Genomic DNA, 25,679 nt, shown 5'->3' on the forward strand with positions numbered 1-25,679 from the left:
TCTCCAGTTGCTTCAGGAATTCACTGTAGCTGATTTCCGCCACATCTTTGCTGGAGGAACTGTAAACGCTGTAAATCAGAATGAATGCCAGTATAATTACCAGCCAGAATGCCAGCGACTTGGCGGAACCTTTCCAGGAAAAAGAATCTCTTCCATCCGGGTCCTCTTTGGAGGGGCGTCCGGGCCTTTTGGGATTTTGAGAGGAAAATCTGTCTTTATCTTCGGCACTATTCATTGCAACAAATCCTTACCAGTAATATACACATTTATCGTCAGAATGGCCCGGAAATTATTATGGGAATCTATTCTATGACCCGGCCTATGAAGGGGAGATTACGGTACCGCTGCGCCGCATCCAATCCAAAACCGATTACAAAATCATTGCCGGTCTCAAATCCTCTATAGGCTATTTCAACCTCTACTTTCCGGCATCCCGGCTTATCAAGCAATGTAACAACCGCAATAGAGGCCGGTTCCAGGAATCTGAGACGGTCAATAATCGCCCGAACGGTCTGCCCGGAATCAACCACTCCCTCCACCAGCAGAATATCCCGGCCCGAAATCGATACCTTCGGTCCTCCAGTCATCAGCACCTCGTCGTTGGAGCGCAGATGCTCATTGTAACTGGAAGCCGATATAAACTCCAGCTCCACCGGTATGGAGATATTGCGAATGAGGTCGGCAAGAAAAATGACACATCCTTTCAGCACTCCAATAATAATCGGGTCCCGTTCGGCGTAGTCATGCGATATCTGCTGGCCCAGCTCCTTTATCCGCTGGGCAATCTTATCCTGCGGATAGAGCAGTTCAAACTTGCGTGTGTCCTTCACCCATACTTCTGATGATTTCAATTTGCAGCACCTTCCTTGTCTCTTTATCTATCTTATATTTGTTGTCGATTTGATATTCCGCGACCCAGACAATCCCGCGCGCATCGGTTACCACCAGTAGCTCGTCGCGCAAATAGCGGGGCACTTTCCAGTCGGTCAGAAAATCGCCGACCTTCTTGGTCCCATTCAATCCCAGTGGCTGAAAACTGTCGCCGGGGCGAAGATGTCTGACTTGAAGCGGCAGGACAATCTTGTCATAGTCGATATTTATCTTCGCTCCCCCCTTTTGCAATCGCATTTTTGCCGCCTTCTTGGGAATTATTCTGCAGTAGAATTCCAGGCGATACCCGGGGATTTTGCTTCTGGAGCCAATCTCAAGCGAAATGCCCTTTATTTGAGCCATTGGAGCGGAAAAAACCAGCCATTCGCGCTCTTTTGTGGCTCTTACGCCCCGCTTCAGCGAAACAGCTAACTTGTTGCCCAATATTATCTTATTGATGGCGGCGATTTCTGCCGAACTCCCCGCCCCGGCCTGACGCATCATCTTCTCCATGGCTATTTTCAAGACACGATCCCTCAGCGACTCATCATATACCCTTAATTTATTCAAATCAAGCAGTATTTTCCCGCCAGGTGTAATTTGAGCTATCCGGTGCCATTCCGTCTGAGCCATTCTTAAAAGAAACCGGTCCTGTTTGACTGCAATTTCTGCAAATTGTCTAATGGCCTTCCGATACCCCACCCCAAAGCGCCTTTCAATTACTGGTAACACCTTATTTCTTATATAGTTACGGCTATATTCGGACTCAAAGTTAGTGCGGTCCAATAAGTAACTAATCTTACTGCGCCTGAGGAATGCCTCAATCTCACGCCGTTCAACTTCCAATAGCGGTCGGATATATTTTCCGTTTTGCGGTCTCATCGGATGCAGTCCCTGGGGACCTGTTCCGCGCAGCAATCGAAAAAGGATTGTCTCAATGATATCATCAGCATGATGCCCCAGGGCGATTTTGTTGCATTTTTCCGATCGCGCTATCTCTTCCAGAATCGCATAGCGCGCCTCCCGCGCCGCTTCTTCCAGCGACAGCGAGTTTTCCCTGGCATATCGGGGGACATCACAATCGGCCCCCACAAAGGGAACTCCCAGCCGCCGGCAGAGCGCGGCGCCATGCCGCAACTCTCGCATTGCGGCACGGGGACGAATCTGATGATTTACATATACGGCGCAAAGCTGAAATTTCATCCTTGTCGAAAGTTGCCGGAGAAGATAAAGCAGCGCCGTTGAATCAGGTCCGCCGGAAAAGGCAATCAAGACCTTGTCGCCTCTCTCAATAAGCCCGAATCGGCGGATATACTCCTCCACTTTGCCTGACAATTGCATAATGTTATTATAGTTTCCTGAAGCGGCAAACTCAACAGGTAATCTCCGATTGACACCCTAATTGCCAGTCGCTATATTCGCCTTTTCAATTGCCGGAGGATTTGATGATACAGCCAAAAGTTACCCCGCAAATGGTTAAAGACCACGGGTTGTCGGATGACGAATATAAGATGATAATAAAGATACTGGGGCGGGAGCCAAACTACACGGAACTGGGAATATTCTCCGTTATGTGGTCGGAGCATTGCTCCTACAAGAACTCTATTGCTTTGTTGAAAACTCTTCCCCGTGACGGTGACTGTCTCCTGGCAAAAGCGGGCGAAGAAAACGCCGGAGCCGTTGATATCGGCGATGGGCTGGCGGTCGTCTTCAAAATTGAATCCCATAATCATCCTTCGGCGGTGGAGCCGTATCAAGGCGCCGCTACCGGAGTCGGCGGGATATTACGAGATATTTTCACCATGGGGGCGCGCCCTATCGCCTCTCTCAATTCACTTCGCTTCGGCTCCCCCGAGAACCCCCGTGTCCGCTACCTGGTGGATGGTGTCGTACGCGGTATTGGCGATTATGGCAACTCCTTCGGGGTGCCGACCGTGGCTGGCGAAACTTATTTCGACGAGGCATATACCGGCAATCCGCTGGTCAATGCCATGGCGGCTGGTATCGTTAAGACCGATAAAATGATTTCCGCCGTGATTAAAGGGGAGGGGAATCCGGTGATGATTGTCGGCTCCAAGACCGGACGTGACGGCATCCATGGCGCTACTTTCGCCTCGGAAGAGATTTCCGAAAAGTCAGAAGCGAAAAGACCATCCGTCCAGATCGGTGACCCTTTCACCGAGAAACTTCTCCTCGAAGCGACGTTGGAGGTGATTGACAAAGGGCTGGCAATCGGCATTCAGGATATGGGCGCGGCTGGCATTACCTGCAGCTGCTCCGAAATGTCTGCCCGCGGCAATTCTGGCGTAACCATTGACATTGAAAAAGTGCCGGTGCGGGAGCCGGGGATGACTCCGTACGAGATTCTTCTTTCGGAATCGCAGGAGCGGATGCTGGTCTGTGTAAAGAGAGGGAAAGAAAAAGAAGTGGAGGAGATTTTCCGGAAGTGGGAACTGAATTCCACCATAATCGGCGAGACCAATAACAGCGGGATATTCCGTGTCCGGCTAGACGGCGAGACCGTTGCCGAAATCCCGTCGGAATCGCTGGTATTAGGGGGGGGCGCTCCGGTCTATAAGAGAGAGACCAAAAAGCCGGAATATATCGAGCAACTGTCGCATCTAAATCTGGCGGAATTTCCTCTCAATCGCGACTGGAATAAAGACCTTCTGAGACTGCTTGCTTCACCTAATATCTGCAACAAGGATTGGGTTTATAACCAGTATGATTCCATGGTCCGCACCAACACGGCGGTTGGTCCCGGTTCTGATGCCGCGGTCCTGCGGATACGCAAAACGAGGAAGGCGATTGCTTTGACCACCGACTGCAACGGCCGTTACTGCTATCTCAATCCTCGTCTGGGCGCGCAGCAGGCGGTGGCTGAGGCCGCCCGCAATGTGGTCTGCTCCGGCGCCCGACCGGTTGCTATAACCAACTGCCTCAATTTCGGAAATCCTTATAAACCGGAAATCTATTATGGCTTCGCCGAAGCGATTGCCGGAATGGGGGAAGCCTGCCTGGTTTTTGGCACCCCTGTCACCGGCGGAAATGTTAGCTTCTACAATGAAGACCCGGACCACGCCGTCTTCCCGACGCCGGTAATTGGGATGCTCGGCATCATTGATGATATTTCCCAAATCATTACCCAGTGGTTCAAAGATGAAGGCGACCTTATTTTTCTGGTCGGCGAAAACCGCGAGGAACTGGGCGCTTCGGAATATCTCCACACCATTTTCGGCAAAAATATAGGCCCGGTGCCGGAGTTAAACCTCGCTTACGAGAAATCACTTCAGGATGCGGTCCTTGCCGCCATCAAGGCCGGGTGGGTAAAATCGGCTCACGACTGCGCCGATGGTGGGCTGGCGGTCGCTCTTGCGGAAGGGGCAATCTCCCATCGGGAAAAGATGATTGGCGCCCAGGTCTTTCTTGACGACAATCTTCGCCCCGATGCTCTTCTTTTTGGCGAAACCCAATCCCGCATAATAATCACTACTTCTGAGGCAAATGGCGAAATGCTGGTTGACCATTTTGCCGGAGCGGGCTTGCCGATAGCCGCGATTGGAAGAGTCGGCGGCAGTTTCTTGAAGATAAATGACCTCATAAACCTCTCGATTGAGAAAATCTATTCTGCTTATTATGACAGCCTGCGAACTAAATTGGAAAGGTTTTCATAAAATTTCCGATATATAGAAGAAAAGGTTTAAATATATCGGGAATTTTGATGAAAGCACTTTTGGTTCAGCCGGCTGACCAGACCGCGGTGGAAATTGAAGCTCTTTTGAGCGAATGTCGCACTGTTTCAACCACTCTGGCGCACTCCTTTAACGAGGGACTTAATCGCATTGAGTCCGACCCCCAAATCGAAATCATTTTTGTGGATGCCTCCGTCAAAAACGCCCACGGACAGACTTTTGCCGAGTATCTAAAACGGTTGGAGCGGTTCTTCTGGCTTCCCATTGTTGTAACGTCAAAAAAATGGACCGCCGAATCGGTCCAGGCCGCCATTCAATCTGGCGCTACCGATATCATGGCGCTTCCTATCGAGTCGGAGAAATTTATCGCCCGTGTCCGGCAGCTTCTTACACAAGGGGCGCCGCGAATCCTGGTGGTGGACGATGAAGAAGGGATTCGCGATATTCTTCAACAGATCCTGGAAATGGAACGGTTCCGGGTAGTAACGGCCTCCCGCGGGGATGAAGCCATGGGTTTAATAAAAAATCAAAAAATCGACCTGGTTGTCACCGACATTATGATGCCGGGAATGTCGGGCCTTGACCTTCTCGGCAGCGTAAAGACCCAATACCCCGATATTCCGGTCATACTTATCACCGGTTATCCCGGCAATTACTCAACGCACGATACCATAGCGGCTGGCGCCGATGGCTACTTCAGCAAGCCGTTTCATAATATGGCGCTTCTCAGTACCGTTCGCAAAGTCCTTCGCCGCAAACGGGGATAGCAATTTCCTCTTATTTACACATTGCCGTGTGCCAGGCTTCGGCCTGACAGAGCAAACCTGTTTCATCACAGCCGATTAGACATCACGGCGCGACACCGGTATGGCATTCGTAGCAGCCCATCTCTTTCCAGGCTTCGCCGGTCACTTCGTCAGGATGGACAAATTCCAGCCCTTGCTGCGTGGTTGCCATTTGGGCCCGTTCGCCGCTTCCCTGTGAAAGAATGGTATGGCAGGCGTTGCAGTCACGGGTGATGGTCAAACCATCTTCGCTGGCATGATTGCCGGCGTGGCAGCGCATACAACCCGGGTCGATAAAATGACCGATATTGTTGGGATACCCTTCCCAGCGGACTTTCATCTCCGGGAAAATATTCTGCGCAAATGCCTCTTGCGTGGCAAGCACCGCTTCGTCAACCCGCACCCGCTTCTGCTGATACAATTCCGGATAGCTCTTGCGGTAGTAATCGGTGATATAATTGGCTATTTTCTGAAGCCCCTCTTCCTCTGTTTCATATGTCGCCGCCATCGCCTCCACCGCCACCCGTTTGGCGTCGGGAAGCTCCCGGTCGATTCTGCCGGTCAGGACGGCTAAGTCTATCATATGGTCCGGAGAATTATAGACATGGCTGGGACGATTATGGCAATCCATACAGTCCATTATCCGCTTCTCCGAACTGGCAATCTCATCTTCGGAGAGAGGGTTCTGTGAATCCTGGTAGGTCGTGACCCGCCCCGTCTGTAGATCGGTAATCCGCACCCAGGGGATTTCCTGACGGCGCTCATCGCGGGCGATATATTCCACTCTGACGCCGATATTCATATGCCAGTGAATGCCGGCCGTCTGTCCCGTCTTGGGGTCACCGCCGCCGGTCTTAATCAGCATATTTATGGGCCAGGGAGTATTGGCGCTGTCATACATGTAATGATTAAACTGCCGCTGCTGCGCTCCGAAAAATTTTCCGGGCCAATGACACTGCTCACAGGTTTCCTGGGCCGGGCGAAGATTCTTAATCGGTGTCGGAATAGGCCGGGGATATTTGTTTGCCGCCGTCGCGTAAACCTGATAAGCGCCCGACAGCTTCGACTTGGCATACCACCCGGCGCCGGGACCGACATGACAGGCAGTACAGGCGACTCGGGCATGGGGCGAGTTTTGATACGCTACATATTCCGGTTTCATCACCGAATGGCAGGTCTTCCCGCAAAAGGTGACCGATTCGCTATAGTGATAGGCTTCATAACTCCCCACCGCGCTCAATGACAAGAATATTATGGTGCCAAAGAAAAAAATGAATGTGGCATTGCGATGACTGCGCTTGTTCAAATCAATATAGGGCCACTTGGGCACCGACTCCTGTCCCTCTCGTTTCCATCTCCGCCAGGTGCGGAACATTCCTATCGGAATCAAAATCAATCCGAAAAGGAGTATCGGCGGGAGGACCATATAGAGAAACATCCCGAAATAGGGATTGGTATCCTCGCGGTTGGCGGCGATGCCGAGAAGTATCAGCATTAGAAGCGCCGCAATGACAGCTATGAATACTCCCGCGGTGCTGAGCCAGTTATATACCAAACGGGGCAGTTTTATATCGCGCATAGTTAACCTCGCAAAAAGTGCCTTAATAAATCACAGCGGGGGTTAATCTACACAAAAACAGTTATTTTTCAATTGATTTTATTCGAAGATAGATGGCGATAACAAGAATAGTGATAAGAAGTGTGGCGATGCCGAGCCCTTTGCGCCGGAAATAATATTCCTCAATCTTCTTTTCCCCCTGTCGCGTGATATTCTGGGCGGAAGTTATTCCTGGACTGGCAATTTGAGAGACCGCTTCCGGGTCAAAAGTATGAACTGCCGTGCCGGTCTGGATAATCGCCTGCTTGACCTCATTTAGCGCAAAACGCTCATCAGTCACCAGCATCCCTTTTAGATCGGCGGTATCTATTTTGGCCAGAGCAGCGCCATAAATGGAATTAATATTAACCAGCGTTTCATATATTTTGGCAGCGGCGTCATAACCGCCGGTGCCGTCATCCGGGGCATGGCACTGCACGCAGAGTGATGAATCAGAAACGCCAACCCAGTGCATCTTCGGTTTTTCGATAAGATGGTTGGAATGACAGGTTTCACATTCGGGATATCCCATGGCGTCAAATGCCACTTTGTGCGGCGACTTGGCAAAGTTATCGGCGATCAAGGCATGGCACAATCCACAAACGGCCGACAACGATGTCACTCCGGGCGGGGTGGCGCCATGGTTGCCGTGACAGTCATTGCAGGCCGGCGCGCTGATATCTTTCTTCTCCAGGAGCGCCTTCCCGTGAACTGACTGTATATATTTCTCATGCTGGTCGGTCGGAATGCCGTAGCCGCTCATGTAATTGACGTCGGCATGACACTTCGCGCAGGTTTTCGGAATATTCACGGGGTACACCGATGAGGTCGGCTCTGATGCCGGTTGGATGCTGTGCGCCGTATGGCAGGAAATGCAGGTTGCCACTTTGGTGTCTCCCTGCTCAAAGAGCCGCTTGCCGTGAACCGAAGTCTTATACTTGTCTAACTGGTCGGTCGGGAGGGAAGGATTGAATTTTACCATATATGCCGGGTTGCTGTGACAGGAGGCGCAAAACTGATTGACCTCCTTGGCTCCGGGAACACCTTTGTACCCTTTGCTATTGCGGACGGCATCCATATCGTCGAGAGTCGGGTCACCGCCATGGCAGGACGCGCAGCTAAGTCCCGCCTTGCTGTGAATATCATGCTGAAACTGGGCCGAGGGGGCGTCAGCGCCTTCCTCCCAGGAACTGTGGCATTCCAGACACTGGTCAGCGGCAGAAGCGACACCGGTCAATATGGCCAACCAGAGTGACACAAAAAGCAGCATGTTTCTGAAACCGGCTTTCATTTTCATTCCAGTATATATCCCAGTATGGTCAATATCACAATAAAAGCCAAGACCGCCCACCCAAAGGCGATAACCAGGGCTGGTTTTTTTCCCGATGAAAATTTTCCGGCAAGAAAAGGTATCAAAGTCCAGACAATGCCGCCCGCCGAAAGTATTATGATGCCGGCCAGTTCCCCTTCGATAAAGAAAAGATGCGCCGGGAGCACCTTTAGCGCCTGGAACGCGAACATAAAATACCATTCCGGTCGGATAACCGGCGGCGGCGGCGCAAAGGGGTCTGCTTTCTGACCCAGGGGCCAATGAACCACCCCGATACCATCCGGGAAGAAGACTGCCAGAACCGCCAGCAGGTTCAACATAATAAGCCAGACCAGAAGCTCCCTCATAATGAAATTAGGGAAGAAGGGGCGGTATTTTTGCAGTTGCGGATTTGATGCCCACTCCAGCGGCTCCGACATACCCTGACGCTGAATAAAAAAGAGATGCAGCGACAAAAGCACGGCGAAAATGCCCGGAAGAACGGCGACATGCAGACCGAAAAATCTTCCGATAGTGGCGCCGGTTACATCCTCGCCGCCGCGCATAAGCTTCATCAAAAAATCACCCACACCCGGAATAGCGCCGGCCATACCGGTGCCGACCCGCGTGGCAAAGAACGACAATTCGTTCCAGGGAAGAAGATAACCGGAAAACCCAAAAGCCAGTGCCAGCGCCAGAAGAAATATCCCGGTAACCCAGGTCATCTCGCGCGGCTTGCGATAGGCATGCGTGAAGAAGACCGAAAACATATGTATAAAAGCCGCCAGAATCATCAAATTGGCTGACCAGGAATGTATCGAGCGAATGAGCCAACCGAACGATACTTCCGCAATAATAAATTTGACCGACTCGTAAGCCGAATCGGCGCCGGGACGGTAATATAGCAAGAGCAGAATTCCCGTCACCACCTGCACTACAAAGAAAAAGAGGGAAATGCCTCCGAAGTAATACCAGATGGAGTGCGAATGCTGCGGCACCACCTTGTGCGACATATAATCGACCAGCGTCTGAATATGCAGACGCTCATCGACCCAGCGGAAAAGACGGTTCTCTCTGGCGACTTTCTCGGCCAAGTTTATCCCTTCGCCTCGGCGACAAAGATGTCGCCGGTGGCATTGTCGACATGCACCGTATAAACCGTCAGCGGTCGCGGCGGCGGTCCCGAAATATTGCGCCCCTCCAGGTCATAGCGACCATTATGACAGGCGCACCAGATGATGGAGAGGTCTTTGCGATACTGCACCGTACAGTCAAGATGGGTGCAGACGGCATTAAAGGCTTTTAGTTCATTCTCGGGAGTTAAAAGGATGATGCCGACATTTCGCCCGAACTTGAAAATCCGCGACTTCTTCTCATCTTCCTGAAGCTCCTTCAGTTTGAACGGAAGCTTTACCTGCGAGACATTCGCTTCTCCGGACGGGGGAGGGATGACATATTTATAAACAGGATAGAAGACCGACCCGAGAAAGGCGACCAAGCCTCCCCCAATCAGCCAGTTCAGGAAATTTCTTCTATCATCTCTAATCTCGTCCAAAATTCCTCCGCCCTAATTATAACTATGACTACCCATGTTGTCCGGCATTATAGAAAAAGGCGGCGCCTTTTTCAACAGCAAAATCGCCGGTTATTCGCCGTACCGTTTTTCATAGAACTTCTTAATTTTCTCCAGCGCATCTTTGCCCATGCCGTCGCGGTGCCACTGATGCCCCGGAATCTCATAAAGATATTTATCCATCAGTTCTTTTGCCATCTCTTCGCCAGCGACTTCTTTCAATTCCGGGATAAATTTAGTGTAAAAATGCTTTCCGACATCATATAATCCGTGCCACCAGGCGTAATCAGGTCCCTGCATCGAGGCGCCGTGACGAGCCCGCCGTCCCTCATGATGCCAAATCTCGTACCAGGTCCATTCAATCGGGTCGTCAAAATCGGGCGGCGTAATCTTGCCGGCCGCTTTGAGTTCATCGATAATCGCTTTGCCGGGGCGGGCAAATTTATCGTTGTACAGCACCACCAAGTCATCAAACTGGGCGTAAGCCCCCTCCACAAATGTCTTCTCATGGCACTGCGTGCAGACATTTTGCATCTTCTGCCGCCGCTCTTGCCATGATAGGGTCTGCTTCACTTCTTTCTTTTCCCCTTCGGAGAGGCTGTGCATTTCGCCCGCTTTCGGCAGCGCCGGCGCATCTCCCAGGATATCTTCCTTGGAGTCATCTTCATAAACCACCATATTCAACTTGACGGAAATCGGCGGCCGCAGCGTCCAGGAGATTCTCTCCCCGACATCATGCGTTACCCCTTCTTTTCCCGCTTCCGACATATGGCAGGAAGCGCAAGTAGGACCAGTGAAATATTCCTTTCCGGCGCGCCACGGTTTGGCGTCAAGATTCATCTCTTCGCGATTGGCATGATAGAGAACGCCATGCTTCGATTCGTTCCATACCTCAATTTGCGGATGGTCGGGACCGAGATGACATTTGCCGCAGGCTTCCGGCTGACGCGCCTGCTTGACTGAAAACTCGTGCCGGGCGTGGCAGGCGGAGCAGGAACCCCAGGAACCGTCAGGATTGATTCGCCCCATACCGGTGTTGGGCCAGGTATCGGGCGTCGGGCGGCCATTGGCGTCGACTTTTACAACGGAACCGTGACATTGACGGCAGCCTACTGCCACCGCCGGCTCGCCGCCAACCACTTCTCCCAGAAGATTATCAAGAGAGCCGAGAATCTGCGCCGCTTTGGCATGATGCGAACCTTTCTGTTCTGAGTATTCTTTTTCGTGGCATTGCGCGCAATCTTTGGGTGAGACGATAATCGCTATCCGCTCCCCATTATGCAGGAAACCGTCAACATCATCCTTGCCGGCCTGATGGCAATCAATGCAGGTAACTCCCGCCGTACTATGTTTCGATTTCTCCCATTGCCCCACAATCCCCGGAGATATTGTCCGGTGACAGGTGATACATGCCTCGCCGCTTGAACCTTGGGCTGATACTTCTGATATTACTGCGATCAGGAAGAATGCCAGAAGTACCACCGCCGCGCCAATATTGTACATTCTCGTTCCCAACACGATACCTCCTTCGGGCGATTTTCACCGCCACCACAAGTAAAAAAGACTATTGCTCAGATATAAATCGCCGCAAAATAGATAGAATCAATCTCAATTCATTGACTTATGTCAAAATTAATCAAATTGAATTTCTTTGTCAACCTCACATTGCTTCCAATCAGCATCAAAGTTATCCACAATGGCGGAGTTCTCAATGACAGTGGTAAAACTCGTATTATCTTCGCCGATTACCAGGCCGACCTGTCGGCTCCGGTCAGGGATAGCCAAATATGAATTTTGACGGAAACAATTACCCCCTTGGGGGCGTTGCAAGCGTTGATAGAGAAATCAATGTTCATAGAATTTAGTCAGTGATTAATTGAGAAAGGAAAAAGATATGCAAGAAAGAACTGGGCAATTCACCTTCGGCGGCAAACCGTTTACCATGGTAGGGCCCGAACTCAAAATTGGCGATAAGGCTCCCGAGTTTGAACTGGCCGACAACGGTATGAAATCGTTCAAGCTCTCTTCTCTGGCCGGAAAGACCGTCATTCTCTCCGTAGTCACCTCGCTGGATACTTCCACCTGCGATATCGAAACGCGCCGTTTCAATCAGGAAGCGGAGAAACTTGGTGACGATGTTATGATTCTGACCATCAGTATGGACCTGCCCTTTGCGCAGAAGAGATGGTGCGGCACCGCCGGCGTTACCCGGGTGAAGACTCTTTCCGATTATAAAGAAGCCACTTTCGGGAAAACATATGGTGTTCTGATAAAAGAGTTGTACCTCCTTGCCCGGACCATTTTTGTCGTGGACAGCAAGGGTGTCATAAGATATATTCAACGCGTGAAAGAGGGCAGTCACGAACCGGATTACAAGGCGGTGCTCGACGCCATGGCGGCATTGGTTAAGTAATTATCTACAAAGAACGAGTTTTGAACTTAAATAAGTGTAATCAGAAAGGATAAGACCATGATTAGCGACAAGATGCAAAAGGCGCTCAACGACCAGTTGCGCGAAGAGTATTTTTCGTCCTATCTCTATCTCTCTATGGCGGCTTACTTCCATTCACGGAATCTTGACGGTTTCGCCAACTGGATGATGAAACAGTCAGATGAGGAAAAAGGGCATGCCATGAAGTTCTACGAGTATATCAATGAGCAGCAGGGGAAAGTGGTTCTCGGCGCCCTGGAGAAACCGCAGACTGACTGGGCGTCGCCTCTGGCAGCTTTTCAAGATGCTTACAAGCACGAGCAGAAAATCACCGGGCTGATTCACAATCTGACCGATATGGCGATGGCGGAAAAGGACCACGCCACCCATATCTTCCTGCACTGGTTTGTGGAGGAGCAGGTTGAGGAAGAGTCTAATGTGTCCAAAGTTGTGGAGATGCTGAAAATGGTCAATGACCATCCCCAGGGACTTCTCATGCTCGACCGCGCCCTGGGCGAGAGAAAATGAATCGGTGTTGACAGCCTGAAAAGGGGATTGAATTCTACTGAGCGGGAGACTATATTCCCGCTCTCCTTATTTAAGGTCGGAAAACGGGCGAAAGGCGGAGAATATGAGCATAGAAAGAATTGATGAGTTCCGCGCGGAGCGGGAACGGCTGAACGAAACCGTTATGAAATATGCCGGCACCAATATCAAGCGCTTCTACAATATTGACTGGCAGGTTTACAAGGATGGCGCCCTTCCGGCAAAGACCAAGGAACTTCTCGGGTATGTGGCATCGATGGTTCTTCGATGCGATGACTGCATTCTGTATCATCTCCTCCAATGTCACCAGCAGGGAGTCACCAATGAAGAGATAGAGGAAGCCACCTCGGTTGCTTTGATTGTCGGCGGCTCCATCGTCATCCCTCATATGCGGCGGGCTTTTCAGGCCTGGGATGACCTGCAGAAGACAGCAACCGCTGAATAGAGAGAGTCTGACCTATGAGCGCAAAAAAAAAGCTCTTCGCCGGCATCAGGCAGGAAATTGACAATATCCTTGCGGGCAACGGCGCCCGCGACCAGAAACTTGCCGAAATCTGCAAAGTTCTTAACCGTCAACTGCCGCACAATGACTGGGTCGGGTTTTATCTGGTCAATCCGGACCATCCCCGCGAGCTGGTCCTGGGTCCTTTTGTCGGCGCTCCGACCGAGCATGTCAGGATTCCCTTCGGCAAAGGTATCTGTGGCCAGGCTGCTGAGAGCGAGGAAGTTTTTGTCGTCGATGATGTCACCTTGGAGACTAACTATCTCTCCTGCAGCCCCTTTGTTAAATCAGAAATTGTCCTCCCGATATTTCGTAACGGCGAAGTTGTCGGGGAACTCGATATTGATTCTCATAAGACCGGGAATTTCGATGATGAAGACAGAGCCTTCCTCGCCGAGCTCTGCGAAAGACTTTCGTCGATTCTTTAATATGGCCTCTGACCAGTCGAAATTCAGTTACAGTTCAATCTGGACTGAGAGAACCTATAAAGATATATTTTGACAATTCTCTGCCCGCTAACAACTTAACTGCATCAAAGAATCTTCTTGATTCTGCCGCTCGGCTTGCTCATCGTAACATCCAATAAATCTCTGAATTCCGGGAGAGACCATGGGTGAGTTGGTGTATCGCAACAGGCATTACAAAGTCGATGACGACGGTTTTCTTCTAAATCCTGCTCAATGGGATGCCAACTTTGCCGAGGGGATGGCATCAAAACTGCAAATTCCCCAGGGCCTGACCGGCGAGCATTGGCGTATAATCAACTTCATCCGCGATACCTACTTGAAAATTGGTCGCTGCCCCCTGGTGTATCAGACCTGCAAATTGAATGGCATACATCTGAAAGAATTGAAGGCGCTGTTCCCGACCGGCTATCTGCGCGGCGCCTGCAAGCTTGCCGGAATCAGTTACCGGGAAGGGTACATGGAAGGGTTCCCAGCGGAAGGAGAGATACCCGACCGGGAGAGCACGACCGCCGAAAAGACCTACGAAGTCGATCTGCGGGGTTTTCTGGTTGACCCGCATGACTGGGATGAGCAATACGCCCTTTTCAAGGCGTACGAAATGAAAATGCCGGAAAAACTTAACGAAAGCCACTGGCAGATTATCAGATTCCTGCGGGAATTTTTCCGGAAAAACCACCGGGTTCCCACCGTATACGAAACTTGCGAATCTTTGCGCCTGAGCATCGAGGAACTGGAACGACTATTCCCCGATGGATATCATCGGGGCGCTGTCAAGATAGCGGGTCTTCGGGTGCGCTGAAACAGGAGCGGCTGGATAGCTAACGCTTGATGGTCGGAGCCAGAGGGGCATCGGAGGGCACCCCCGATTTCTTCCGCTCAATATCTTTCATCTTCTCCCGAACGAATTCGATTCGTTCAAAATCTTCTTTGGGAGCGTGTTTCAAGTAATCCTGAAACGCCGCCAGGGCATCGTCATATTTCTTCATCCACTCGTAGGTCGCCCCCAGATTATAAAAGGCGTTTGCCATCTGAGGTTTCAGGATAGAGGCTTGCTTGAAATCTTCGGCCGCCGCCGCATATTTCTTCAAGTCGTAACGAACCTGCCCCCGGCTGTAAAATGCCTCGGCATATGACGGATTCAGTTCTGCGGCGCGCGTATAATTCCGTTCCGCCATCTCGTCGTTGTTCTTCTGACGATAGGCGTGTCCCAGATTCAGGAAAGCATGGGCGTTGGTTGGATTCAGGCGAACCGCATCCAGAAAATCATTGATGGCTAAATCATAAAGCCCTTTGTTGAAATGAAGAATCCCGCGATTATAATACGCCGGAGCATACTGCGAATCGACCGAAATTGTCAGCGTGTAGTCGTTAATCGCTTCCTCAATCTTCCCGCTCCGTTCTCGCGCCAATCCCCGGCTGTAGTAGGCGTCCGTAATGGTCTGGTCCAGGGCTATCGCCACAGAAAAGTCTTTAACCGCATCTTCATAGCGCCCCCAAGCCCCATTTATGATTCCCCGCTGGACAAGGAAATCAGCATTCTCAGGGGAAAAAGCCAGCGCCCGGTCAACTGCCCGCAACGCCTGACTGTAATTCTTCTGCTGAAAATACTCGGTCGCCTTTTGAGAGTAGAATTGCGAGGAATCAACCTGCGCCAGCGACATTTCGCCGCCGGTCAGCCCGACATATGTTATCAAGAAGACGATTGCTTTCATCATCGCCGACATCTTACATATATTAGAGATTCTGAATCTGCTTTTCATAGTAAAGTTGTTCTCCCGTAAAAAGATACTCTTCGCTGTCTGTTGTATTATACAGCTCCACTATAATATTTCATCAGGATTTGTTGAACAATTTTTCGGCAAATTCGAGCGTCCCTCTGACTACCACTCTCGGCGGCTCGGATAGTTGCTCGCCGGTGCCGACCTCAAATAGTATATCGCGCAACTCCGATTTCTTTATCAATTCCGCTAAACTCTCCCAGTCGATTTTCCCCTCGCCGGGCGGGAGGTGGTCATCTCTGACACCGAGATTGTCCGACAGATGAGTCGTCTCTATCCGGTTGTAATAGCGACGCAGAAGATGAAACGGTTCCCCGCTCATATTTTCGTGCGAACTATCGTAGCAGAATCCCAGCCGTGAGGGACCGAAGATATCGAGAAGCCGCCCGCAGATCCAGGAGCCGCGGCTGTCAGGGAGATTCTCAACAATAATCTTTACCTCCAGCGGCGCCCCCGCCAGAACTCTTTCTACCGCTCCCGCCGAGCGACCCAGGCAGGCTTCTTTGGAATCATCAAAAAAGTGATGCGGGTGAATTATCATCGATGAAATTGAATGTTCGGCCGCTTTTTCCGCGAATTCCAGGGTCAAATCAATCGCTCGCTGTCGGGCGCCATTATCTGTCGCCGCCAGGTCATAGTCGCCGCCAAAAGGGGCATGGAGCGAAATTATCTCAATGCCGCGCTCCATTGACTTTTCCTGCACTTCCTGGAAATACTCATCTCTGAAGATGCCGGAGTGCTCCCGGTCAGCGCCAATTGAGAAAAATGAAACCCCACTTGTGGCATAAATATCGATTTGCTCAAAAATATCAACGGTATAGTCGAGAGTAGTGGAAAAACCGAACCGGTAATTTCGCTTAATCATCTTCCCAACATAATGCAATATCGCCGGTTAATCAAAAGATATCGCCACAAAAAAAACAGCCTCGCCACGGCGAAGCTGTTTTATCTTCCGGACCATCTCAGGATTCCCTATCCCTCCCTGAAACGATACTCTTGCGAGTATGAACCTACTGCCGTTCGTCCCGCCCCCTGTATCAACAGAATAATAAGCCCCTGAATGCCAGGTCCTGTTGTCCGTTCTGGGTATAAGATAAGGCAACAGATGTGCCATTTAGAAGGAATTTGGCGACTGTAATGCCCCTATAAGTTGTTATCAATCAATAACATATAAGCCCAGATTGACCATGGAGAAAAGGGACTTAATTCTCCGCGTTATTCTGTGTGCCACTGAAACAGATTTCTGAAACAGGCTTTATTCTGAAACAGGATTAAAAGGCAATCAAGCCAGTTCTGTAAAGGTCGGAGTCGAGAGATATCGCTCACCGGTGTCGCAAATAAACGTCACAATCATTTTCCCTTCGTTTTCCTTCCGGGCAGCGACCCTCAAGGCGGCGGCCACATTGGCGCCGGAGGAGATACCGGCCAAAATCCCTTCTTCCCGTACCAGACGATGGGTTGTTCTTATTGACTCTTCATTACTGACAGTAATGATCTCATCAACGATTTCCAGATTGAGAACGTCGGGCTTAAAGCCGGCTCCAATCCCCTGAATCGGATGTGGTCCCCGCTCCCCTTTACTCAACACTGGAGACGCTTCAGGCTCAACCGCAATCAGCTTTATCGATGACTTTCTGGTCTTGAGATATTCACCTGCCCCCGTAATCGTGCCGCCCGTTCCGACCCCCGAAACCAGAATATCAACGGCTCCGTCGGTATCCTGCCAGATTTCCGGTCCGGTCGTAGTGCGGTGAATAAAAGGATTGGCAGGGTTTTTGAACTGCTGCGGCATAAAAGCATGGGGAGTGCTTGACACCAGTTCTTCCGCCTTTTTGACCGCTCCCGGCATGCCATCCGGTCCCGGGGTCAATATCAGGTCGGCGCCGAAAGCCTTAAGCAGATTACGCCTCTCAATTGACATCGTTTCCGGCATGGTCAAGACTAATTTATATCCGCGCGCGGCCGCTATGAAAGCCAGCGCGATTCCGGTGTTTCCTGATGTCGGCTCTATTATCACGGTATCCTTGGTGATAAATCCCTTTTTTTCGGCGTCATCAAGCATCGAAATCGCTATCCGGTCTTTGACCGAAGAGCAGGGGTTAAACGACTCCAGTTTGCCCACCACCGTTCCCGGCAGGCCGTTACTCAATCTGTGAAGATATATCAGTGGGGTATTTCCAATAAGCTCGGTAATATCGCCCGCAATCTTAGGCATCGTTTCCTCTACTTTTCTAAATGAAATACATCTCTTTATTGGATTGAATCAACTCCAGAACTTCCGCTATATTAAGCGAGCCGAGATATTCAACCACTCGTTTCTCGGCTTCCTTCCAAATGAAAGATAAGGAGCCGGGATTCCCTTCCTTCTCCTTTTCATCTCTCATCGGCGATATGATAACTCTTCCTTCAAAGGCCGTTACCACATCAAGAACCGTAATCGACGCCGGCTCCTTTGCCAGAATATAGCCGCCGTTCTTCCCCCGGGTGGCGTCGACTATCCGCGCCCGCCGCAACTGAGACAGCAGAAGTTCCAGGTAGCGGACCGGAACCCCTTGTGAGGTAGCAATCTCTTTGGCTTGCAGGGGACCTTTGCCGTAGTGGGAAGCCAACGAAACGACCGCCCGCAATCCGTATTGTGCTTTTAATGAAAGCATATTTCTCTCAATATCCTATCAGGAAATCGGATTATTTGCATATAATACGAAATAAGTCCACTTTAAACAAATATTTAATGACGCCCGGAAAATCCCCAAGACATCTCGCCCGACCTCCGCAACTGATACGGATTCTAATCGATTTTATGAGTTCAGATTTTTTGACGCCGGTTTAGCGGTATCCAAAGACTTCCGCCCAAATAATCAGCAGAATTAATGAAATCCCTATGAAGAGCGCAATTGAGCCAAAAATCCTCAATCCCCGGACCACCACCGGCGGCAATGGCTCCACCAGCTTTTTCCCGAATTTTCGCGACTTAATCAACTCGGCATATTCGCGGGGACGGTCCTGCTTAAGTTCTTCCAGCGGCACCCGTCCGGTGAATATGACGGTATCCATCGGGAATTTGTCGGGACGGAAATGAGTATTGAAGAAATGGACGGTGAAGATGAAAGCAACCGCCAGGAGCGCTTCATCGGAATGTATAATAGTGGCGACATTAACAAACCAGCCGGGCAGAAAGAGAGTGAAGAATTCCGGAAACCATAAAATCAGGCCGGTGCTTCCAATGATGGCAACCCCCCAGAAGACTGCGAAGTAGTCGAACTTTTCCCAGTATGTCCATCGTCCATATTGAGGGCGGGGACCCCGGCCAAGAAACCATTTGACCGTTCCGACCGCTTCCCGAATATCTGTTCTGTTGGGAATCATTGAGTTCTCCGAGAAGAGGAATTTCATCCAGGACAGTTTCGAGCGCTTCTTCTTGCGCACCAAGTCATAGATATGCGCCCCGAAATAGAAGAATGTAATAAGGGCGCAGATACGGTGGATATATCCGGCCGATTCAAATCCCCCCAGGGTCTCCGACAGCCATTGCGCCCATCCCAGGTAAGAAAATTTGAGGGTCATACCGGTGATGGCAAGCCCCAGAAAACTGATAATGACCAGGATATGGAGTCGTCGCGGCAGACTCTCAAAACGGAGATACTCCAACTTGCCCCGTTCCTGCTGGCGCAGCTTTTTATGCTGACGCATCATCTGGAAGGAGCGGGGAAGCCACATCAGGGTATGCGTCCCGGCAACCGTCAGGGTTCCCACCAGGAGGATGGTCATGAACCAGAAGGTATAAAACAGGATGGGATATTTCTGCTTATCATGATGCGTGGCGTGGGTCAAGTATCCGGCGAATCGGCGGTGCGAGCCAGCATGACACTGGCCACAGGTGGCAACAATATTCTGTCGCGATAGGGTTGATTTGGGATTGTATGTCGGCAGTATATTATGCGCGCCGTGGCAGTCATCGCACTTAGCCGCCGCCGCATACCCCAGCTTGGAAACCTTGCCGTGAAAAGTGTCGAAATAAGTTTCGGTTACATCTTTATGACAATGACCGCACTGACTTATAATCATCGTTTTGAAATCATCCTTATCCGTGCGCGATATCGTGTGCGACTGATGGCAGTCACTGCAGGAGGGGAGAGGTTTCTCGCTATCGGAAACGGCAGGGGAGTGAATGCTCTGGACAAACTGCTCATAAATCCCGTTATGGCAACGTCCGCAGGTGTTGGGGAGATTGTCATGATTCACGCTCGAGGCGGTATTGTCTTTGGGGAGGACATGATGAGCCGTGTGGCAGTCGGTGCACATCGCCGTCACCACCAGACCGCTCTGCAACAGCCCCTTGCCATGAATGCTCTCGGTGTAATTCTCCAGGATATTCCGCTGCTCTCCGGAGTACCGCACCGCGGCTTTACTCCCCTCGCGGTGACAGTTCCCGCAGAGATTCGGAACATTGGTCGGATAGGTCGGCGACTGGGGATTGCGGTGGTCTTTAGTGCCGTGCGTTCCATGGCAATCCCGGCAGAGGGGAGCATTCTGATCTCCCCGGTCAGCCAGCGAGCCATGCATGCTGGTGGTATAAGTGTTAACCACTTCCTCATGACAGATAGAGCAGTCAACCCGGGGGGAAACGGTGGTGCAGGGGCGCTCCAGCGACGGGCTCACCCCGGTATGGCACTGGGCGCAGGCGATTTTGCGATGAATCGAGCCATGCGTTTCCAAGGTGTCAACGTACATCGAAACCACCTGACCGTCCTTGATTGCCGTCAGATTCTGATTAGTATGGCAGGAGAGGCAATCTTTGTCCGCCATTCCCTGGTCGTAGAAAATTCTCCTGATTTCATGGGGAGAATGACAATCAACGCAAACCGGCACTTTATTCGGCTCTTTTTCCCAGAGTTCTCCGCGAATCACTTTGCGATGCACCTGCTCAATGCGGAAGTGACATTTTTCGCAAGTCCTGGCAACATTGCCGCGATAGATGCTCGATTGAGGGTCGGTATGAGGCAGAACATTGTGCGAAGTATGGCAATCGGTGCAGACTGCCGTAACTGTTAACCCGCGCTTGAACAGCCCTTCGCCATGAATACTTTCGGAGTAATGGTCAAGAATGCTGTCTTGCGGGATATCGTATGTCTGGCTGACTGCGGTTCCTTCTTTGTGGCAGTAACCGCATATAAAAGGAATATTGAACCGGGCAACTTTCGATTCCGGTGACTGCACCGGCAGAATATCATGTGCTCCGTGGCACGTCCAGCAGCGCGGCGCCAGGGCGGCGCCGGCTCGGGCCGTTTGCCCATGAAGACTCTTTGCGAATTGCTCCCCAATCTGGTCGTGGCAGATATTGCAGTCAACCGGGTCGGCCGTCTCTTTGTGCGGAAATTCCGCTCCGGCAAGATCGCTGTGACAGGTGACACACTCCAGTTCCCCATGAACCGAGCGCGCAAATGTCTCCTGACTCACAAAGAGAGATACCGATTTCCCCTGACGTGTCTTGCTCAGTGTTTCGTCAGCATGACAAACCAGGCAATCATCGTTGCTTTGCGCCTGAGCCCCCGGAGAATTGACGAGCAGACCAGCCGCCAGGAGTACCCACCACCATAGAAAGACCCCTCTGATGTCGCTTGTCGTAATCAACTGCTTTTCCTAATGGCCAACCGCTTCCGATTTTTCGTCACCCGCGCCTGCGTCTTCTTGTTCTGCAAGCATTGGGTCAGCCGGATGCTCATGCTTGTACCACTCCAGCGGCATCTTTCCGGTGTACCACGACGGATTCATCGGGTAAACGTTTGGGCTGAATACTGTCGAATACATATGCCATATTAATATCGCCAGGGTCGCCAGCCAGGCTTCATAGAAATGAATCACCAGCATCACATCCAGAAATCCCTTGGGGAACCATTGCACCGCAATATTGTCGAACCAGAGGAAAAATCCGCTGATTATCATAATGACCGTTCCCCAGACCAGCGCCCAGTACTCCGCCTTCTCAATATAACTGAACCGCCCAAACGCCGGTTTTTCTACCCCCTTTATTCCCAGGTTATACTTTATCATCTGGAAGAACTGGCGAAAGTCTTCTTTGACCGGGAAAATATCCCGGAAAAACTGCCGGCCGCGCGGGGAGAACAGATAAAGCAGATGCCAGACGACTGAAATTATAAACAGAACAGCCGAGACTCTATGAATTATCCCCCGAAGGAAAAATCCTTTCTCCCTTCCAAACAGAAGCTGCACCCACCATGATTCGGAATACCGCAGAGAGAATCCTGTAACCACCAGGGCGATAAATGTAATCATCAGGAAGGTATGCTGCAGCACCTCGTTGGTGGTCATTCTCCGAATCTGTGGCTTGAGAACGACGTTTTTAATCTGCTTGCGCAGGTCAATCAGCCAGTGAATTATCATCGCCCCTATTATCAGCACGATAACAACGATATAGAAATTGCCGACCACTCGCGCTACCGGTGTCTGGGAAATTCCCGGCGTGCCATGAATCGGCGCTTTGGCCATCTCGGCGCTAATCTTGGGGTGGCATTCTCCGCAGGTCGCTTGAAGATTGGCGGGATGAATAGAAGAGGTCGGGTCGGTGTGGGGAAGTATCCGGTGGGCGCCGTGACAGGAGGCGCAATTGGCGACAGTCAAATCCCCCGCCTTGCTCTTCAATCCATGATAACTATCGACAAATGAACGGAGACGTCCCGTAGGTATGCCGTACTTCTCATTGAGATATGCTGATTCATGACAGGGGGAGCAGGTTGCCTCTGCCAGTCGCACCGGGCTGACCGGCGAACGAGGGTCGCTGGGCGCGATAATTCCGTGCTCGCCGTGGCACTTGGTGCAGACCGGGGCATCGGTCTGGCCCCGCGCCACCAGCTTGCCATGAATCCCTTCCCAGTAGTCGTTTTCGATATTGCGATGGCACTGCCCGCAGGTCTTAGGAATGTTAAAATGATTTATCGGCGATTCCGGATTGTTCGGCGCCAAAATCTTGTGCGCTGTCCCGTTTGCCGAATGGCAGTCGTTGCAGGTAGCGGCAGAATAGACCCCGCCCCGCGAGGCTTTTCCATGAACTGACCCGCCGTACACTCGCACGGCATCACCATACAGAATCTCATGCTTTCTTATCAGATCCAGGTTTTCATGGCAGTTGCCACATGTTCCCGGAAGATTTTGCGGATTGACCCGCGAATGCCGCTCGGTCGATTTCAAAATATCATGTCTGCCGTGACAATCAGCGCAACCAGGTATATCCTCACCATCAGGCACTTCCAGCCTTCCATGATATTTGTAAATTTCCGCTTCACTGCTATGGCAGGTGCCGCAATCAACTTTCTGCAGTTTTTCAGGATGAGGAACTTCCGTTATATCGGCATGACAATCAACGCAATTGAAACCTTTGTGCTCTGACGTCGAGAGCGCGCTGTCAAAAGTCGGCGCCGCCTCGCCAGATGACTGGTCGTGACAGGTAAGGCAATCCTCATTTGAGGGCGCCCCGGTTTGAGCCAGTGATAATATCGGCATCAAAATAATTGCAAGTAACAACACCCAGAGCCCCTTGCCACGGGCAATCTGTCTTGTATTTTCATCCGGCATTTTGTCCCTCATCGGTCTTTGATTGCTGCCACTTACGCAATATTGTCTCATAAGAAATCTATATCATTTTTATCCTATTTATCGGGAATATATCTATGGAAATTGATGCAGGCAAGTGAAAACTTTCACTTTTGGACAAATCTTTCGCATTTTTGAGCAAATATTTACTTTTTTGTCTTCTTTATTCCACCCCGGAACGTTATTATCATCGCCGCAATCAGAAACGTCACCCCCGCCGCATATATCAAGTACAGAAATGGCTGTGGATTTTGTTGTTTCAGGGTGGCGTCGGTATCTACCATAAAGGTATAGAGAATTGCGGAAATTCCTGTTATTGTCAAGCCATAAGCAAGATATGGCGGTCTGAACGCCGTCTCCTTTTGGCTGCGTCGGAGAATCAATATGGACGTGACAATCATTATGACCGATACAATCAGCGGCGCCAGCACCGGTCCGATCCAGGGGAGAGGAATCAAGAAGAGTATGTCCCAATCCAGAATTGTGAGAGGCCAGTCCAGGAACAGTTTCAGATAGATATAGTAGAATATATCCCAGACGCCGAAGGCGAATATGAAAAAGGCGAACTTCTCCCAGAAACGGCGGGCGGCTACCGCCGCCACTGTCAGCAACATCACAATAGTTGCGGCTTCACGGGCTATTTCTATTCTGAGAATGTCCGCTGGCATCATTCTCAGCGGAAATGTAAACCCCTCCGGGTAATAAAGCGTCCTCAGATAGACCACCACGGCCGCCTCCACAAGAGCCATGGCGACGGAAAAGATGAAGACCAGAATCAGTTTTCGCCGCCAGCGATTGCTCGTCTGAGAAACCATAGAATTCTGTTCACCTTCGAATAAAGCCGCAGTGGAAATATAAAGATTCTGTGCGGTTGCGGCAACCGAAAGCGTCCGATGCCTGAATATTTCTCTTTCCGCTTATCAACGATGTTGTCCCGTCGATGCTTGCCGTTATCCTGACCTTGTCACACGGTCTCCATTTACTTCCTCCGGGAAAACTGCAACAATATAGTCACGCTATTGTCGGAGGCGCAATTTTTCTCGCCGGCGCAGCCACACAATATCTTGGACTGTAGATATCTTATCATTTTATCAGTTCGCAAAACAGGCTGGAATCGTCAACTTCAAAGAGCCGATATCGGATGTCAAATTTCTTTAAGAGCTGATGAAACTGCTCCGACGAGAAAGTTGTGGCACTGAAGCCATCCTTGCAGACTATTACCCCCTCTCTGGTCTTTTCCCAGTCAATCTCTCCTAACAGCCCTGCCCTTGATTGCATCACAAACCATTCCAGGCGCGCTTCCAAGAATTTCTCGCAATAGGTTGAAAGGAGGACTCTGCCGCCCGGCTTGGTGACTCGCAGCGACTCTTCTGTCAACTTTTCCGGCGGCACTTTGAATGCCGAGATGCCATTTTGAATCGCTATGGTCAGATCAAAAGTATTGTCGGCAAATCCCAGTAAGGCGGCGTTCATCGCCAAAAGACGGAGATTCTTGTGCGGCGATAAGAATTCACTTGCGAATTTAAGATTTTCAATCGAGGAATCAATTCCGGTAACAGAACCTGCTCTATCCGCCAGCGCGGTCATTACTCGTCCATAGCCGCATCCCAGCTCCAGTACTTTATCTCCGGTCTTTATCTGCTTGAGAATCTCATCTACTTCCGCCTGCAAGTACCGGCGCACCCGCGGCGGCGCTATCTCGTATACCTGCCGCAGCCGCTCGCCGGAGAGTTGATTCGCATAGTAACCTCGGTCAGCACCTTGCCTTCTTTGACTTTTGCTGTCCATTTTATTATAATCCCGCCCTATGGCAGTCTATTTTTTCTCTGACGTCCATCTCGGCGCCGCTGATAAAGCCGGTGAAGAGCAAAAAATCGCCAAATTGTATTCGCTGTTGAGTAAAATCAAAGCCGATGGCTCCAAAGTCTTTATCCTTGGCGACCTCTTTGACTTCTGGTTTGAATATAAACATGCTATTCCCAAAGAACATCTAAAAATTGTCTTCCAGCTGGCGTCGCTGGTCGAACAGGGGAAAGAAGTCCATTATATAAGCGGCAATCATGATTTCTGGCTGGGCGAATTCCTCAGTCGTGAAGCCGGCATTGTCATTCACCGCGACTTCCATGAGTTCACGGAAGAAGGAAAGAGGATTTTCATGATACATGGTGACGGACTCTCTCCCTCTGACTGGGGATATCGGATTCTGAAGAAAATCCTTCGCAACCGCTTCAATATCTGGCTCTACCGCAAAATCCCGCCGGACTGGGGCATACCGCTTGCCCGCTTTGTCTCCAGTTCGTCGCGCGGTTACACCGCCGGGCGGGAGCCGGCTTTTGTTCAGGATTATGAAAACTATGCCGCCCGCAAAATATCGGAAGGATTTGATATCGTTCTTATCGGTCATTTGCATCTTCCCATCTCGAAAGAAATCGGCAAAGGCATTTATATAAATACCGGCGACCTTATCGAGCATTTCAGTTATGCCCGCCTCAATTCCGGAAAAATCAGCCTTGAGTACCTC

General features: G+C 50.8%; 25 protein-coding genes. 9 read left to right on the forward strand and 16 right to left on the reverse strand.

The window, feature by feature from the left end:
• The 3 genes from AB1690_06810 to tilS form a co-directional block, all read right to left on the reverse strand.
• The coding region (locus AB1690_06810) for an ATP-dependent metallopeptidase FtsH/Yme1/Tma family protein (GenBank protein ID MEW6015016.1) at positions 1–235 on the reverse strand (235 nt) is incomplete at its 3' end.
• A 67-nt stretch (positions 236–302) separates the two neighbouring features.
• Complete coding sequence (gene hpt, locus AB1690_06815) at positions 303–830, reverse strand: hypoxanthine phosphoribosyltransferase (GenBank protein MEW6015017.1); 528 nt, start codon at positions 828–830, stop codon at positions 303–305.
• Positions 808–2,211 (reverse strand): tRNA lysidine(34) synthetase TilS, encoded by a 1,404-nt coding sequence (tilS, locus tag AB1690_06820; protein MEW6015018.1) that lies wholly within the window; start codon positions 2,209–2,211, stop codon positions 808–810. Before tilS ends, hpt begins: the two co-directional genes overlap by 23 nt.
• Positions 2,212–2,315: 104 nt before the next feature.
• Here tilS and purL point away from each other — a divergent pair, with 104 nt between their 5' ends.
• Positions 2,316–4,544, forward strand: coding sequence for a phosphoribosylformylglycinamidine synthase subunit PurL (gene purL / locus AB1690_06825; GenBank protein MEW6015019.1), 2,229 nt, complete (start codon positions 2,316–2,318; stop codon positions 4,542–4,544).
• Between the two features lie 47 nt (positions 4,545–4,591).
• A complete protein-coding gene (locus tag AB1690_06830) occupies positions 4,592–5,329 on the forward strand; it encodes a response regulator (GenBank protein MEW6015020.1) in 738 nt (245 codons plus the stop codon).
• A gap of 82 nt (positions 5,330–5,411) precedes the next feature.
• On the opposite strand, the gene AB1690_06835 is transcribed toward AB1690_06830, so the two are convergent.
• The 5 genes from AB1690_06835 to AB1690_06855 all read right to left on the reverse strand — a co-directional run bounded on the left by AB1690_06835 (position 5,412) and on the right by AB1690_06855 (position 11,341).
• Positions 5,412–6,926: a NapC/NirT family cytochrome c gene (locus tag AB1690_06835; GenBank protein MEW6015021.1), complete on the reverse strand. Its 1,515-nt coding sequence runs from the start codon at positions 6,924–6,926 to the stop codon at positions 5,412–5,414.
• A gap of 61 nt (positions 6,927–6,987) precedes the next feature.
• A complete protein-coding gene (locus AB1690_06840) occupies positions 6,988–8,241 on the reverse strand; it encodes a cytochrome c3 family protein (protein ID MEW6015022.1) in 1,254 nt (417 codons plus the stop codon).
• Entirely contained in the window at positions 8,238–9,347 is a 1,110-nt protein-coding gene (locus AB1690_06845; protein ID MEW6015023.1) for a cytochrome b N-terminal domain-containing protein, read from the reverse strand. Before AB1690_06845 ends, AB1690_06840 begins: the two co-directional genes overlap by 4 nt.
• Positions 9,348–9,349: 2 nt before the next feature.
• Positions 9,350–9,808, reverse strand: a complete 459-nt coding sequence (locus tag AB1690_06850) for a ubiquinol-cytochrome c reductase iron-sulfur subunit (protein ID MEW6015024.1) — start codon at positions 9,806–9,808, stop codon at positions 9,350–9,352.
• 90 nt (positions 9,809–9,898) lie between these two features.
• Positions 9,899–11,341 (reverse strand): multiheme c-type cytochrome, encoded by a 1,443-nt coding sequence (locus AB1690_06855; GenBank protein ID MEW6015025.1) that lies wholly within the window; start codon positions 11,339–11,341, stop codon positions 9,899–9,901.
• 108 nt (positions 11,342–11,449) lie between these two features.
• Between AB1690_06855 and AB1690_06860 the strand changes: the two genes are divergently transcribed.
• From AB1690_06860 to AB1690_06885, 6 genes are all read left to right on the forward strand, one after another.
• On the forward strand, positions 11,450–11,617 hold the full coding sequence (locus AB1690_06860) for a hypothetical protein (protein ID MEW6015026.1): 168 nt from the start codon (positions 11,450–11,452) through the stop codon (positions 11,615–11,617).
• Positions 11,618–11,720: 103 nt separating this feature from the next.
• A complete protein-coding gene (tpx, locus tag AB1690_06865) occupies positions 11,721–12,239 on the forward strand; it encodes a thiol peroxidase (protein MEW6015027.1) in 519 nt (172 codons plus the stop codon).
• Between the two features lie 57 nt (positions 12,240–12,296).
• Entirely contained in the window at positions 12,297–12,785 is a 489-nt protein-coding gene (locus AB1690_06870) for a ferritin (GenBank protein MEW6015028.1), read from the forward strand.
• 103 nt (positions 12,786–12,888) lie between these two features.
• Positions 12,889–13,248, forward strand: coding sequence for a carboxymuconolactone decarboxylase family protein (locus AB1690_06875; protein ID MEW6015029.1), 360 nt, complete (start codon positions 12,889–12,891; stop codon positions 13,246–13,248).
• Positions 13,249–13,262: 14 nt separating this feature from the next.
• Positions 13,263–13,733: a GAF domain-containing protein gene (locus tag AB1690_06880; protein MEW6015030.1), complete on the forward strand. Its 471-nt coding sequence runs from the start codon at positions 13,263–13,265 to the stop codon at positions 13,731–13,733.
• 181 nt (positions 13,734–13,914) lie between these two features.
• Entirely contained in the window at positions 13,915–14,571 is a 657-nt protein-coding gene (locus tag AB1690_06885) for a TusE/DsrC/DsvC family sulfur relay protein (GenBank protein ID MEW6015031.1), read from the forward strand.
• A gap of 19 nt (positions 14,572–14,590) precedes the next feature.
• On the opposite strand, the gene AB1690_06890 is transcribed toward AB1690_06885, so the two are convergent.
• The 8 genes from AB1690_06890 to AB1690_06925 form a co-directional block, all read right to left on the reverse strand.
• Positions 14,591–15,532 (reverse strand): tetratricopeptide repeat protein, encoded by a 942-nt coding sequence (locus AB1690_06890; protein ID MEW6015032.1) that lies wholly within the window; start codon positions 15,530–15,532, stop codon positions 14,591–14,593.
• A gap of 73 nt (positions 15,533–15,605) precedes the next feature.
• Positions 15,606–16,415 (reverse strand): TIM barrel protein, encoded by an 810-nt coding sequence (locus AB1690_06895; protein MEW6015033.1) that lies wholly within the window; start codon positions 16,413–16,415, stop codon positions 15,606–15,608.
• 417 nt (positions 16,416–16,832) lie between these two features.
• On the reverse strand, positions 16,833–17,765 hold the full coding sequence (gene cysK / locus AB1690_06900; GenBank protein MEW6015034.1) for a cysteine synthase A: 933 nt from the start codon (positions 17,763–17,765) through the stop codon (positions 16,833–16,835).
• A gap of 16 nt (positions 17,766–17,781) precedes the next feature.
• The gene (locus AB1690_06905; GenBank protein ID MEW6015035.1) at positions 17,782–18,204 is read right to left on the reverse strand and encodes an Rrf2 family transcriptional regulator; all 423 of its coding nucleotides are present in this window, start codon (positions 18,202–18,204) and stop codon (positions 17,782–17,784) included.
• Positions 18,205–18,376: 172 nt separating this feature from the next.
• On the reverse strand, positions 18,377–21,181 hold the full coding sequence (locus AB1690_06910; protein MEW6015036.1) for a hypothetical protein: 2,805 nt from the start codon (positions 21,179–21,181) through the stop codon (positions 18,377–18,379).
• Positions 21,182–21,190: 9 nt separating this feature from the next.
• Positions 21,191–23,140, reverse strand: coding sequence for a cytochrome b/b6 domain-containing protein (locus AB1690_06915; protein ID MEW6015037.1), 1,950 nt, complete (start codon positions 23,138–23,140; stop codon positions 21,191–21,193).
• A 164-nt stretch (positions 23,141–23,304) separates the two neighbouring features.
• Positions 23,305–23,973, reverse strand: coding sequence for a hypothetical protein (locus tag AB1690_06920; GenBank protein ID MEW6015038.1), 669 nt, complete (start codon positions 23,971–23,973; stop codon positions 23,305–23,307).
• Between the two features lie 268 nt (positions 23,974–24,241).
• Positions 24,242–24,946, reverse strand: coding sequence for a class I SAM-dependent methyltransferase (locus AB1690_06925; GenBank protein MEW6015039.1), 705 nt, complete (start codon positions 24,944–24,946; stop codon positions 24,242–24,244).
• A 19-nt stretch (positions 24,947–24,965) separates the two neighbouring features.
• Between AB1690_06925 and AB1690_06930 the strand changes: the two genes are divergently transcribed.
• A partial coding sequence (locus AB1690_06930) for a UDP-2,3-diacylglucosamine diphosphatase (GenBank protein ID MEW6015040.1) occupies positions 24,966–25,679 on the forward strand: 714 nt, incomplete at its 3' end.

Source organism: Candidatus Zixiibacteriota bacterium, assembly GCA_040753495.1.
Lineage (GTDB): Bacteria > Zixibacteria > MSB-5A5 > GN15 > PGXB01 > DYGG01.

Bases quoted from the DNA above. Each gene is read 5' to 3' on its own strand.
- tilS (MEW6015018.1), bottom strand. From the start codon at position 2,211: ATGCAATTGTCAGGCAAAGTGGAGGAGTATATCCGCCGATTCGGGCTT.
- purL (MEW6015019.1), top strand. From the start codon at position 2,316: ATGATACAGCCAAAAGTTACCCCGCAAATGGTTAAAGACCACGGGTTG.
- AB1690_06830 (MEW6015020.1), top strand. From the start codon at position 4,592: ATGAAAGCACTTTTGGTTCAGCCGGCTGACCAGACCGCGGTGGAAATT.
- AB1690_06835 (MEW6015021.1), bottom strand. From the start codon at position 6,926: ATGCGCGATATAAAACTGCCCCGTTTGGTATATAACTGGCTCAGCACC.
- AB1690_06840 (MEW6015022.1), bottom strand. From the start codon at position 8,241: ATGAAAATGAAAGCCGGTTTCAGAAACATGCTGCTTTTTGTGTCACTC.
- AB1690_06860 (MEW6015026.1), top strand. From the start codon at position 11,450: ATGTCAAAATTAATCAAATTGAATTTCTTTGTCAACCTCACATTGCTT.
- tpx (MEW6015027.1), top strand. From the start codon at position 11,721: ATGCAAGAAAGAACTGGGCAATTCACCTTCGGCGGCAAACCGTTTACC.
- AB1690_06870 (MEW6015028.1), top strand. From the start codon at position 12,297: ATGATTAGCGACAAGATGCAAAAGGCGCTCAACGACCAGTTGCGCGAA.
- AB1690_06875 (MEW6015029.1), top strand. From the start codon at position 12,889: ATGAGCATAGAAAGAATTGATGAGTTCCGCGCGGAGCGGGAACGGCTG.
- AB1690_06880 (MEW6015030.1), top strand. From the start codon at position 13,263: ATGAGCGCAAAAAAAAAGCTCTTCGCCGGCATCAGGCAGGAAATTGAC.
- AB1690_06885 (MEW6015031.1), top strand. From the start codon at position 13,915: ATGGGTGAGTTGGTGTATCGCAACAGGCATTACAAAGTCGATGACGAC.
- AB1690_06890 (MEW6015032.1), bottom strand. From the start codon at position 15,532: ATGAAAAGCAGATTCAGAATCTCTAATATATGTAAGATGTCGGCGATG.
- AB1690_06895 (MEW6015033.1), bottom strand. From the start codon at position 16,415: ATGATTAAGCGAAATTACCGGTTCGGTTTTTCCACTACTCTCGACTAT.
- cysK (MEW6015034.1), bottom strand. From the start codon at position 17,765: ATGCCTAAGATTGCGGGCGATATTACCGAGCTTATTGGAAATACCCCA.
- AB1690_06905 (MEW6015035.1), bottom strand. From the start codon at position 18,204: ATGCTTTCATTAAAAGCACAATACGGATTGCGGGCGGTCGTTTCGTTG.
- AB1690_06915 (MEW6015037.1), bottom strand. From the start codon at position 23,140: ATGCCGGATGAAAATACAAGACAGATTGCCCGTGGCAAGGGGCTCTGG.
- AB1690_06920 (MEW6015038.1), bottom strand. From the start codon at position 23,973: ATGGTTTCTCAGACGAGCAATCGCTGGCGGCGAAAACTGATTCTGGTC.
- AB1690_06925 (MEW6015039.1), bottom strand. From the start codon at position 24,946: ATGGACAGCAAAAGTCAAAGAAGGCAAGGTGCTGACCGAGGTTACTAT.